Below are 12,273 nucleotides of genomic sequence, written 5' to 3'. Positions count from 1 at the left end.
GCCCTGTTGGCGGTCGCGTTGCTCGCCAGCGTCTCGTTGGCGTGGGCGCTCGGCGCCAGTAGCACGTCACCGCCGCTGGCCCCCGCGGTCGGCGCCGGCGCTCTCACGGTGATGCGAGCGGCGCTCCTGGTCGGCGTCCTCGCCGCGTCGGGCGCGGTCCTGCAGGGCGGGAGCGTCTCGGAGACGGTCGGGAACGACCTCGTCCTCGGAGCGTCGTTGACGCCCATGGCCGTCGCCGTCGGCCTCCTCACCGCCGCCGGATTCATCGCCGTCGGAGTCGCCACCAGCTATCCCATCCCCGCCGCGTTCGCGACGACGGGCGCCGTCGTCGGCGTCGGACTCGCGCTCGGGGGCGACCCGGCGATCGGAACCTACCGCGAGCTGGCGATGTTCTGGGTGCTCGTTCCGCCGACCGGCGCGTCGATCGCCTACCTCACGGCCTCGATACTCCGCCGAGAGGACGTCCCGGACACCGTCGGTATCCCCCTCTTGGGTGGCCTGGTCGGCGTCGTGATCCCCAACGTCACCCTCGAGGCCCTGCCGATCGCCGACGGCACCCGCCCCTCGATCGCGACGTTCGTCTCGCACTCGCTGGGGTCCGCCCCGACGGGCGCGGAATCGTACGACTTCACGATGGCCACGACCAGCCTCGTCTGTGGCGTCGGGGTCTTTCTCGTGCTCCGCCGACAGACGAGACGCTCCGTCGACGCCGCTGTCCGACGGTTCCTGATCGCGCTCGGCGGACTCGTCGCTTTCTCCAGCGGAGGCAGTCAGGTCGGGCTCGCGATCGGGCCACTGAGCGTGCTCGCCGGCGAGTCAGCGCTTCTGACGCCGACGACCGTCATTCTCGTCGGGGCCACCGGAATCCTCGTCGGGGCCTGGACCGGTGCACCCAGAATTATCCAGGCCGTCGCCAACGAGTACTCCCAGCTCGGAATCCGGCGGTCCATCGCCGCTCTGGTCCCCGCCTTCGTCATCACCCAGACCGGGATACTCCTCGGCTTTCCCATCTCGCTCAACAACATCATCATCTCGAGCGTCATCGGCAGCGGCCTCGTGGTCGGCACCGAGGGCGTCTCCGTGCGGAAGATCGCGATCACGGCCGTCGCGTGGCTCTCGGCGCTGATCGGCGCGTGTCTGGTCGGGTACGTGGGCTTCGGTCTCGCGTCGACATACCTGTGATCGGACGGACCAGACGCCGGACCGACGCCGGGCTCCGTTCTCCGACCGCTCTGCGACTGCCGTGAGAGTCGGGGTGGCGTGACCGCAGCGGTCCGCCGTACCAGCCGCACCCGTGTGAACGGAAGCGGACGAACGGCGGGGAACAGTGCCCTTTATTCGCATATTATCAGTGTGGAAACGCGACTAGCGCGTAACTACTCATCATACGCTGCTGCCGTAGACGAACGCATCGAGGAAATGGCTCTTATTGGACGGCGACAGAGAGATGACGAGAGCGAGGGGGTCGGTGCCGACAACCCGGTCTCCTCGCTGGTTCGGTGGGTGCTCCTGTCCGCGGACAGACGGGTGCTCACGGTCGCCACGGAACTCGTCATCCTGGCGGCGCTCCACGAGCTGTCCGGCTTCGTCGACGACTACGACTACAGCGCGGTCACCGAGGTCGCGGCGGACTGACCGACACCCTCGACGGATCTCATCGCAGCGACATTTTCTTCGGCCCTCATCGCCTCGGCGGCGAGTGCAGACAGAGTCGTTCCGGCGCCGACTGGGGCGTTCCCCGGGCTTCGGTCACGAGAACGCCGGGAGGACGTGCTCCCGATACAGGTCGATCATGGCCGACTGGTCGTCGCCGATCTGCATGGTGTAGACGTGGTCGTAGCCGGCGTCGATCGCCGTCTGAATGCTGTCGATGTGGGCCTGCGGATCGGGGTCCGTAATGATACTCCCCTCGGCGATGTCGTCTTCCGAGACCATCTCGACCGCCTGCTCGAACAGCGACGGCGTCGCCAGCTCGGTGCTCAGTTCGCCCGGCAGCTCGCTGTTGGGCCACTTGTCGTGAGCGGTCGCGACGGCGTCGTCCTCGCTGTCGGCCACGCACGTCTGAAGCTGACAGAACCGGGGACCCTCCCCGCCTTCGTCCTCCCAGACGTCGATGACCTCCTGCGGGCCGACGGACCAGAACCCGTCACCGACGGCAGCCGCGGCGCGGGCGGCCCGCTCGCCGTACGCGGAGACGCAGATCGGCGGCGTCTCCTCCGGGAGGGTGAAGAGTTTCGCGTTTTCGACGGTGTAGTGTGACCCGTAGTGGCTGACCTCCCGGCCGGTCCAGAGCTTCCGGATCACGTCGACGGCCTCCTCGAGCATCTCGAGGCGGACGGCGTGTGCGGGCCAGCGGTCGCCGAGCACGTGTTCGTTCAGGTTTTCGCCGGTGCCGACGCCCGCGTAGAACTGGCGGTCGTCGAACATCGCGGCGGCGGTGGCGGCGGCCTGCGCGTATATCGCCGGATGGAAGCGGATGATCGGCGCCGAGACGCCAACGCCGACGTCGATGTCCTCGGTCGCGGTCGCGACCCCGCCGAGCGTCGACCACACGAACGGGGAGTGGCCCTGCTCGCTGACCCACGGGTGGTAGTGATCCGAGACGGAGAGGAAGTCGAATCCCGCTTCTTCCGCCCGCTGCGCGTGCTCGACCAGGGCGGTCGGGCTGTGCTCCTCGCTCGCCAGCGTGTATCCTATCTCTACCATGGTGATCTCGGGAGGGGACTCACACGAGGTCTATCCAGGCGACCGCGCCGGGGGTGAAATCACTGCTAGCGTCTGAAAGGGCTTTTAATCCCCGCTACTCGGGGCGACTCCGGTGAGGCGGGGCAAAGTTCGGTGTCCAGTTGCGCGCTGTGAGCCGGTGGGCAGGCCCGACGGGAGGGGCACGGACGACGGACCGGAGACGGCTCTCCGCCCCGAACCGCGTCGGGAGAATCGAGCGTGCGTGCCTCGATACCATCGTTCACCGAGTACCTGCGCCCGGCTACCGTCTCAGCCGCTCGTGCCTGCTAACCGCGACTCCGGTCGAGCCGCGGGGTCGACACCGCCGATCGGGACGGATCGCATCGACCGGCGCTCCCGGAAACATTCGCTCTCCGCGGTCTCAGAGCAGCAACGAGACGACCGCCAGCACGAGAAACACGATAACGAGCCACTTCGCGATCGTCATCGAGAGCCCGGCTACTCCGCGAGCGCCGAGGACCGCCGCGACGAGCGCGATAACGAAAAACACGATCGCCAGCTCGAGGAAATCGCCCGAAAACTGGAGGACGGACACGTTGTCTACGGAGCCCAATCGGGTACCGATCGATCCCAGCGACGTGGTGATGTCCATGAGCCGGATCGCCGTCCCGGACGGTTAGTTATACGGCACGATTCCAGATAAGCCGAACTTACACCGAGTCGACCGCGACGACGTGCAACTGAGCCGTACGAGACGTGGCGGAAGCGTCGCCGCCGAGTCCGCTGTGTGCCGCGATCCGTTCGATTTCGTATAGCGGTATCACGTTTACTATGGGGTTCCCGGGCGCGACGATATCTGCGATCGGCCGCCAGGTACCCCTGGCCGAGCCCGCTGTTCGCGACCCGGTCCGGTCGGAACGTCAACTTCGAGCGGGCTCGGCTGGGTCGCTCCGAAGCCGGAAAACGGTCGGACGGCGCGTGCTCGGCGGCTATGGATCGCCGGCTTCCGGACGGTACCGACGCTCAGCGCGTTCGAACCGTCGTTTCGGCCGTCAGGTGCGTCCCGTCGGCGATCGGCGTGTTGATCGAGACGGAGATCTCGTGTTCGCCCGGCCGCGCCGGCTCCCACCGACGCTCCTCGACTTGGAACAGCTGGTCCCACCGCCGCGTGAATATTTTGCGTTCGTTTCGTTCGAATCGGAACAGCGACGCGTCTTCCGGCTCGTCCGGCAGCACGTCGCTGGCACCGACGCGCCCGTCGACGGCCCAGTGCCACGGCACTGGCGTCGAAATCGGAACGACGACGGGGAACGGCAGCCGGTTGTGGAACGTCGCTCTGATCAGCACCGGGTTACCGGACTCGTACTGTTCGCGGTCCGTTTCGACCGTGACCGAAATCGCGCGACGACGGACCGCCGCCGGAACGATCGCGTGGCTCAACGCCTGCCAGTTCAGCGATCGGTTCGTGTCCTCGTCCGCCACGCGAGGCGAGAACGGATCGTCCTCGTCGCGGTGAAGCGCGTCCGATTCGTAAATCCGTCGCATTACGTCTCTGGAAGGACCGTCGCGGACATACGTGTGGCGGTCAGATCGTGCCGATCCGCTCGTGGTACGGACACGCGATCTGGTGTTCCCCGTCGTCGACCGGTTCGAGGTCCGGGTGTTCCTCCCACGTGCTGCAGTCCTCCTGCACGATCGGGCACCGCGTGTGGAACTTACAGCCGGACGGGGGGTTCGTCGGCGACGGGACGGTCCCTTCGAGTATGACCCGGTCGCCGTCCCACAGCGGGTCCGGCTCCGGGATCGCCGAGAGCAGCGAGTACGTGTACGGGTGATACGGCGGCGAGAAGATCTCCTCGGTGGGACCGATTTCGACGACCTCGCCGAGGTACATGACCGCGATCCGGTCTGCGATGTGCTCGACGACGGAGAGGTCGTGTGCGATGAACAGGTACGACAGCCCGAACTCCTCTTGTAACTCCTCCAAGAGATTCAGGATCTGCGCCTGCACGCTCACGTCGAGCGCACTCACCGGCTCGTCGCAGACGATGAATTGCGGGTCCACCGCGAGGGCGCGGGCGATGCCGATCCGCTGGCGCTGGCCGCCCGAGAACTCGTGGGGATACCGCGTCGCGTGACTCTCACTGAGACCGACCGTCTCGAGGAGTTCGACCACCTGTTCGTGGCGCTCCTCCCCGGAGGCGATGTCGTGGATGTCGAACGCCTCGCCGATGATGTCTTCGACGGTGAGACGGGGATTGAGACTCGCGAACGGGTTCTGGAAGATGAACTGGAGGTCCGTCCGATACGGTCGCATCTCGCTTTCCGACAGCTCGGTGAGGTCGACGCCGTCGTAGTGGACCGACCCCGCCGTGGGCGACTCGAGTCCGAGCATCGTCCGCCCGAGCGAGCTCTTACCGCACCCGCTCTCGCCCACGAGTCCGAGCGTCTCTCCCTCGCGGACCTCGAAGTCGACGCCGTCGACCGCCTGGACGAGACGCATGTCTCCGAAGAGCCGGTCGAGGAATCCCTCGTCGGTCGTGTAGTGTTTCTTCAGGCCGTCTACGCGGATCAGCGGCTCGGCGCTCATTGGGTGTCCTCCACGGTGTCAGTCTCCTCTGTAGCGGGTTCTTCGACGATGTCGATCGAGTAGGTGAGCTCTCCCTCGAGCTCGCCGGAGTGCGCGAGACAGGCGGCGCTGTGTGTCGTCCGGTCCGGACCGTCGACGGGAAGGCCGGTGTCGACGTCGATGAGCTGCGGGTCGAGCCGGGTGCAGGCCTCTTCCGCGTAGGGACATCGAGGGTGGAAGCTACACCCCGTGGGGAGCTTGACGAGGTCCGGCATCGTCCCCGGAATCGTGTCGAGCTGGTCGCGTTCCGAGCCCACCCGTGGGATCGAGCTCATGAGTCCGACCGTGTACGGGTGTTGGGGCTCGTAGTAGATCTCCTCGACGGTCCCCTGCTCGACGACCTCGCCGGCGTACATGACCATCATCCGGTCACAGATCTCGGCGATGACGCCGAGGTCGTGCGTGATGAACTGGATCGCCATGTCGAACTCCTCGCTGAGGTCTTGGAGCAGTTCGAGGATCTGCGCCTCGATCGTCACGTCGAGCGCGGTCGTGGGCTCGTCGCAGATCAACAGGTCGGGGTCACACGACAGGGCGATCGCGATGATCACCCGCTGTTGCATGCCCCCGGAGAACTCGTGCGGGTACTGGTCGTACCGCTCCTCGGGGTCCGGGATCCCCACCGCGTCCAGGACTTCGATAGCCCGCTCGCGGGCCTCCGCGTCGGTGGCGTCCCGGTGGAGTCTGACCGCCTCGGCGATCTGTTCACCGATCGTGTACACAGGGTTGAGCGCGGTCAGCGGGTCCTGGAACACCATCGCGATCTCGTTGCCGCGGAGCTCGCGCATCTCCTCGTCGGACAGCGAGAGGAGGTCCCGTCCCTTGAACCGGATCTCTCCCGACTCGATGCGCCCGGGGTTCTCGATCAGGCGCATGAGCGAGAGGCTCGTCACGCTCTTGCCGGCGCCGCTTTCCCCGACGACGCCGAACGCCTCTCCGGTATCTATCGCGTACGAGACATCGTTCACGGCCTGAACCACGCCTTCCTCCGTGTAGAACCGCGTTTCGAGGTTCTCGACTTCGAGCAGGGCCATTATCGGAGCCTCTCGCTTGCGGTGTCGCTCTGCGGGTCGAGCGCGTCTCTGACGCCGTCACCCACCAGGTTGATCGACATCACGAACAGGAAGATGGCGACCCCCGGGAAGAACGTGATCCAGTAGTTCCCCTCGACGAGCGACTCGCGACCGCTGGAGAGCATGGACCCCCACTCCGCACTTCCGGGTTCGAGCCCGAGTCCGAGGAATCCGAGCGCGGCGGCCGAGAGGACGTACGTGCCGATCCCCAGCGTCGCCTGGACGATGACCGGCGCGATGGCGTTCGGGACGATGTGTCTGAAGATGATGCTGCGGTCACGAGCGCCGAGCGCCTCGGCGGCGCTCACGTACTCGTTTTCCTTCACGCTCAGTATCTCGCCCCGTATGAGTCGGGCGTAGCCGATCCAGCTCACTATCACGAGCGCGCCGATCATCCGCCAGAACCCCTGCCCGAAGATGGCGATGAACGCGATCGCCAGCACGAGGAACGGGAAGGCGTACAGCACGTCGACGATCCGCATGATGAACTCGTCTATCCACCCGCCGAAGTAGCCCGCGATTGAACCGAGCGGGACGCCGACGCCGAGCGCGAGCGAGACCGCGATGAGTCCGATCGTGAGGCTCATCCGGCCGCCGACGATCACCCGGGAGAAGATGTCCTTCCCGGACCAGTCGGTGCCGAACGGGTACTGGAGCGAGGGGGGCTGTTCGAGCGCGTTGAAATTCGACGCGTTCGGGTCGTACGGCGCGATCGAGAACGGTTGGACGGTGATGCCGAAGACGTCGATCGGACGGGCGAAGACGGCGAGAAACGCCATCAGCAGGATGATCGCCAGCCCGAGCAGGGCCGTTCTGTTGCGGCGGAACCGCTGCCATGCGCGGGTCCACCGGTCGGCCGAGACGTTCGAGTCGATGCTCTCGTCCCAGTCGACAAACTCCCGGTTCTGCTCGATGACGCTGGAGTCGAACCCGGAGATCCGGATTCGACCGCGAGTCGTGGTTCGGTTTCGTTGTGACATGAGTATCTGAGATCAGTATCTGATTCGCGGGTCAAGCAGCGAGTACACCAGGTCGACGGCGAAGTTCGCCAAGACGATCGTCACTCCGACGATGAGCGTCGTCGCCTGGATGAGCGGGAAGTCCCGCTGGACGATCGCGTCGACGAGCATGCGTCCCGCGCCGGGCCAGGAGAACACCTGCTCGACGACGACCGCGCCGTCGACGATGAACGCGATCTGCAGCGCCGCAACCGTCACGACCGCGATGAGCGAGTTACGGAGGACGTGTTTGAGGATCACCGTGCGCTCGGGGAGCCCCTTGGCCCGCGCCATCTGGACGTAGTCCTTGTTGAGCTCCTCGAGCATCGACGAGCGCATCAGCCGCATCAACAGCGCGGCCTGTGCGGTCCCGAGCGTGACCGCCGGCAGCAGCATGAACTTGAGCGACGCCACCGACAGCAGCGGTTCGTCCGGCGGGATTGTTCTGAACCAGCCGAGCTCGACGCTGAACACCAAGATGAGCATGAGACCGAGCCAGAAGTTCGGGGTCGCGATGCCGGCGAGCGCGGCGATCCGGCTCACCTCGTCAGCGGCTTCCCCCTTCCGGACGGCGGCGATGATTCCCGCGGGAATACCGATGACCGCGGCGATGACGAAGGACGCGACGCCGAGGAGGACAGTCTGTGGCATCCGGGAAACGAGCTCTTCGGTGACGTTCTGTCCGGAGATGACCGACTCGCCGAAGTCGAGCGTGATCGCGTCGCCGAGCCAGAGGAGGTACTGCTTCCAGACGGGCTCGTTGAGGTTGTACTGTGCGCGTAGCTCCTGACGGACCTCCTCCGAGACGTCCGTAAACTGTAGGATGAAGGTAACCGGATCGCCCGGAAGCATTTTCGTCAGGCTGAACGTCAACAGCGTGACCCCGAACAGGACGGGGATCATCACGAGGAGACGCTTGAGTGCGTATTTTCGAACTGACATGTGAATGGAACGGGTAGAGGGCGGTCGCGGGGGCTACTCGTCGTCTTCGATCCAGGCGACCTGGTCGACGTACGGCGCGTACAGCGCCAACAGCTCGTAGCTGTCGTTGGGGTAGGCGTGCCAGTTCTGTACGCGGCCGGCTCGCACCGCGTCGTAGACGTAGGAGAACTGCACGTAAGCGGTGGGGACCTCTTCGCCGATGTACCGCTGGAACTCCTGGTACGTCTCGACGCGGTCCTCCTCTTCGATCTGTTCGAGCCCCTGATCCAGGAGCTCGTCGGCGGTCTCGTCGGAGTAGGAGTTCGTGTTACAGCACGCGGGCGACGCCTGCTCGCTGTGGAAGATGTCGTACACGTAGCTGTCGGGGTCCCAGCCGCCGGACCAGCCGAGGGCGATGATCTCGTTGTTCTCGTGGGAGTCGTCGGCGTTCACGCGGTCGAGGTACGTGTTCCACTCGAACTGGTCGAGGCTCACGTCGAAGAGCTCGGTGCTCTCCATGCTCTCCTGGATGAGCTCACACCAGCCGACGCGCTGCGGGTTGTCGTTCGTGATGATCGTCGTCTCGAAGGGGGCCTCGATACCTTCCTCCTCGAAGACGCCCTCGATGAGCTCCGTCGCGCGCTCCGGGTTGTATCCGGCCCACTCTTCGGCGATCTCCTCGTGGAGCTCGACCGGCGAGAAGTCGCCGAGCATCGGCGAGATCGCGCCGTACGCCGGGATGGACGTGCCGTCGTACACGGCGTCGACGATCGACTCCCGCGGGATCAGCTGGGTGATCGCCTGCCTGAACTCCTTGTTGTCGAACGGCTCGACGCCGAGCGGATAGAAGAACTGGTCGGTCCCCGCGCCGAGGACCTCAGCGACCTCGACCTCCTCGTTGTCCTGGAGGTCGCTGATGCTCCCCGGCTGCGGAGAGTTGACCATGTCGACGTCGCCGGCCTCGATCGCCGCCACCTGCGACGACGACTCGGTGATGATCCTGAGCGTGACGGTCTCGATGGGCGGGACGTCGGGGACCGTATCACTCCCTTCGAACCAGTAGTCCTCGTTGCGCTCCATCCGCCACAGGTCGTCGTTCTCGTGCTCGACGAACACGTATGGGCCGGTACCGACCGGCTCCTCCCCGAGATCGACGTCCCCGTCTTCCCCCGCGGCCGAGGGAACGATGGAGATGCCCGAGATGTCGGTCAGGAACGGCGCGTACGCACCGTCGGTCGAAATCTCGATCGTGTAGTCGTCGACGACCTCGGAGCCGTCGTACCACGTGTACACGTCGCTCTCGTTCGGGGATCCCTCGTACCGCTCCAGGGAGAACTGGACGTCCTCCGCGGTGAGCTCGTCTCCGTTGTGGAACTGCACGCCCTCGCGGAGGGTGAACTCGTAGGTCGTCTCGTCGACCTGCTCGTACTCCTCCGCGAGCACGTTGTGGTACTCCCCGACCCAGTCCGGCCGGATGAGCGACTCGTAGATGTGTAGGGTCGACTTGACCGACGTCGTGTCCGTCTGCTGGATCGGGTCGTACTGCGCGACGTCCGCCGCGAGCGTCCCGACGAACTCGCCGCCCATCGAGACGTCGTCGACGCTCAGGTCCGAGTTGTCGGGGTTGGCGAGGTCGGACTCCAGCTCGATGCTGTAGTCGCGGTCGCCGCCGTCGCCGCCGTCGCCGCCGTCGCCGCCGTCGCCACCGTCGCCGCCGTCGCCGCCGGCACAGCCGGCGAGACCTGCGACTCCTGCGCTGCCGAGCATCCCGAGCATCCGTCGTCGACGAACGCTCCGGGTTGAATCACCATTGTCTGTATTTCCCATACCCACACCGCGGAGTACGCAAATAAAAGGATTATGATGTATACTTGAAGAGCGCTAACAATCACGTTGAATAATACATATATCAATTACGATTCACGTAAATAATCTGAACTTGGTGTGGTTTTAGTGGGAGATTCGGATCGCTCATTGAAAAGATACTCCATCATATTCGATCTCGATCAATATTTACATTGTTTTTGAACCGAACAGGCGGTTATCCCACGGGAGCCGACTGCGCGAGGGCGTACTGGTCTCCCAGCGTCTCGCCCAGGTCGGGCCCTTCGGTCGATGCGTTCGGAGGACCCCGGAACTGTCCGGGGCGATATTTAACAACGGCGCACCAGATCCATTCGTATGGAGCCAGACCTGGATCGATTTACATCTCGCCGGTCGACCGTGTACGGCCAGCGCGGGGTCGTCGCCACGAGTCAGCCCCTCGCCGGCCAAGCGGGGATCGAGACGCTGCGCGAGGGCGGGAACGCCTTCGACGCGGCCGTGGCCACGGCGGCCGCGCTCAACGTCGTCGAGCCGACCTCGACGGGGCTCGGCGGCGACGTGTTCGCGCTGTACCGCACGGCCGATGGCGAGGTCGGAGCGATGCGCGCCTGTGGCGGCGCGCCCGCCGCCGCGACGATCGAGAACGTCCGCGACGCGCTACAGGAGGACGAGGCCGCCTCCTCGTACTATCCCGACAACGGCGGCTACGCGGTCGACGACACCGAGGAGGCCGGAATGCCCTTCTACGGCCCCCACGCGGTGACCGTTCCCGGCACCGCCCGCGGCTGGGAGGCGACGATCGAGAACCTCGGGCGGCTCGGTCTCGCCGACGCCCTCGCGCCCGCCATCAGATACGCCACCGAGGGGTACCCGGTCTCCGAGGTCATCGCGTCCCACTGGGCCGGCGCCGAGAAGCTGTTCACCGACGAGCACGCCCGAGCGGCCTTCCTGTTTGACGGCGAGGCGCCCGGCGTCGGCGAGACCGTCCGGCTGCCGCGACTCGGCGAGTCGATGCGGAAGATCGCGGAGCACGGGGCCGACGTGGTGTACGAGGGCGAGATCGCCGAGGCCATCGCCGATGAAATCCAGTCGCAGGGCGGGTTCATGACCGTCGACGACCTCGCCGACTTCGAGGTCGAGTGGCCCGATCCCGTCTCGACGACGTACAACGGGGCCGAGGTGTACGAGCTCCCGCCGAACAACCAGGGGCTCATCGCGCTGGAGGCGCTCAACGTCGCGGCCGAGCTGGGCGCGGGCGAGCACGACTACGACACCGCCGAGCGCGTCCACTACTTCGCGGAGGCGCTGAAGCTGGCCTTCCACGACGGTCACCGCTACATCACCGATCCCGAGTTCGAGGAGGTCCCGCCGCTCGCGTCGAGCGACTGGGCGGCGACGCGGGCGGCCGGCGTCGGGCCGACCGCCGACCACGACGTCACGTTCGGCGTGCCGAACGCCACCGCCGAGGACGCGGACACGGTGCTCCTCACCGTCGCCGACGAGGAGGGCAACGTCGTCTCGTACATCAACTCGCGGTTCGCCGGGTTCGGCTCCGGGCTCGTCGCGGGCGAGACGGGGATCGCCCTCCAGAACCGCGGCGCGTCGTTCTCGCTCGACCCCGAACACCCGAACAGCCTCGAACCCGGCAAGCGCCCCTTCCACACCCTGATCCCCGCCGTCGTCCGTCTCGACGAGGACGACTGGGCCGCCTTCGGCGTGATGGGCGGGTACATGCAGCCGCAGGGGCACGTCCAGGTGATCTCGAACGTCGTCGACTACGGGATGCCGCTCCAGCGCGCGCTCGACGAACCGCGGTGGCGGTACCGCGAGAGCGGCGAGCTGGCGGTCGAGCCCCACTTCGACGACGACGTCGTCGCGAAGCTGGTCCGGAAGGGGCACGACGTCAGGACGCTCTCGCCGGTGCAGTTCGGCGGGGCGCAGATCGTCCGAAACGAGGGCGGCGTCCTCTCGGCCGCCACCGAACCCCGGAAGGACGGCAACGCGCAGGGCTACTGAACGGGACGGCCGGGACCAACGGACCGGCCAAGAGATATGACGAGCGGCAGTAACGAACCGCGTTTCTCCGCGCCGAGTCGATCGGCGAGGACGCCGTCTGCCGGGAGCTAATCCGGTGTAGGTCCCG

Annotated in this window: 10 protein-coding genes and 1 pseudogene; 3 read left to right on the top strand and 8 right to left on the bottom strand. The window is 66.1% G+C overall.

The annotated features are described in order from the left end of the window. On the top strand, positions 1-1,182 hold a 1,182-nt coding region (locus tag R6U01_RS00590; RefSeq protein ID WP_410284517.1), incomplete at its 5' end, for an inorganic phosphate transporter. Positions 1,183-1,419: 237 nt separating this feature from the next. Further along, positions 1,420-1,635, top strand: a complete 216-nt coding sequence (locus R6U01_RS00585) for a hypothetical protein (RefSeq protein ID WP_410284516.1) — start codon at positions 1,420-1,422, stop codon at positions 1,633-1,635. A gap of 114 nt (positions 1,636-1,749) precedes the next feature. Here R6U01_RS00585 and R6U01_RS00580 read toward each other — a convergent pair whose 3' ends face one another. From R6U01_RS00580 to R6U01_RS00545, 8 genes and pseudogenes are all read right to left on the bottom strand, one after another. After that, the gene (locus R6U01_RS00580) at positions 1,750-2,706 is read right to left on the bottom strand and encodes a TIGR03557 family F420-dependent LLM class oxidoreductase (RefSeq protein WP_410284515.1); all 957 of its coding nucleotides are present in this window, start codon (positions 2,704-2,706) and stop codon (positions 1,750-1,752) included. Between the two features lie 400 nt (positions 2,707-3,106). Further along, the gene (locus tag R6U01_RS00575) at positions 3,107-3,337 is read right to left on the bottom strand and encodes a DUF1328 domain-containing protein (RefSeq protein ID WP_410284514.1); all 231 of its coding nucleotides are present in this window, start codon (positions 3,335-3,337) and stop codon (positions 3,107-3,109) included. A 371-nt stretch (positions 3,338-3,708) separates the two neighbouring features. Further along, positions 3,709-4,230 (bottom strand): hypothetical protein, encoded by a 522-nt coding sequence (locus tag R6U01_RS00570; RefSeq protein WP_410284513.1) that lies wholly within the window; start codon positions 4,228-4,230, stop codon positions 3,709-3,711. Positions 4,231-4,360: 130 nt separating this feature from the next. Beyond that, positions 4,361-5,275, bottom strand: a pseudogene (locus tag R6U01_RS00565) (ABC transporter ATP-binding protein); the annotation flags it as partial. Next, on the bottom strand, positions 5,272-6,348 hold the full coding sequence (locus tag R6U01_RS00560; RefSeq protein ID WP_410284512.1) for an ABC transporter ATP-binding protein: 1,077 nt from the start codon (positions 6,346-6,348) through the stop codon (positions 5,272-5,274). The gene R6U01_RS00560 and the pseudogene R6U01_RS00565, both read right to left, overlap by 4 nt. Then, positions 6,348-7,367 carry an ABC transporter permease gene (locus R6U01_RS00555; protein ID WP_410284511.1) on the bottom strand — a complete coding sequence of 340 codons (1,020 nt, stop codon included), beginning with the start codon at positions 7,365-7,367 and terminating at the stop codon, positions 6,348-6,350. Before R6U01_RS00555 ends, R6U01_RS00560 begins: the two co-directional genes overlap by 1 nt. Positions 7,368-7,379: 12 nt before the next feature. Next, complete coding sequence (locus tag R6U01_RS00550; protein ID WP_410284510.1) at positions 7,380-8,327, bottom strand: ABC transporter permease; 948 nt, start codon at positions 8,325-8,327, stop codon at positions 7,380-7,382. Between the two features lie 33 nt (positions 8,328-8,360). Beyond that, positions 8,361-10,133, bottom strand: coding sequence for an ABC transporter substrate-binding protein (locus tag R6U01_RS00545; protein ID WP_410284509.1), 1,773 nt, complete (start codon positions 10,131-10,133; stop codon positions 8,361-8,363). 354 nt (positions 10,134-10,487) lie between these two features. Between R6U01_RS00545 and ggt the strand changes: the two genes are divergently transcribed. Next, on the top strand, positions 10,488-12,146 hold the full coding sequence (ggt, locus tag R6U01_RS00540) for a gamma-glutamyltransferase (RefSeq protein WP_410284508.1): 1,659 nt from the start codon (positions 10,488-10,490) through the stop codon (positions 12,144-12,146). Positions 12,147-12,273 lie beyond the last annotated feature (127 nt).

Origin of the sequence: Halorubrum sp. (assembly GCF_046498025.1) — an archaeon.
In the GTDB taxonomy this organism is placed as follows: Archaea; Halobacteriota; Halobacteria; order Halobacteriales; family Haloferacaceae; genus Halorubrum.
This window is presented reverse-complemented; position numbering and strand designations above follow the sequence as displayed.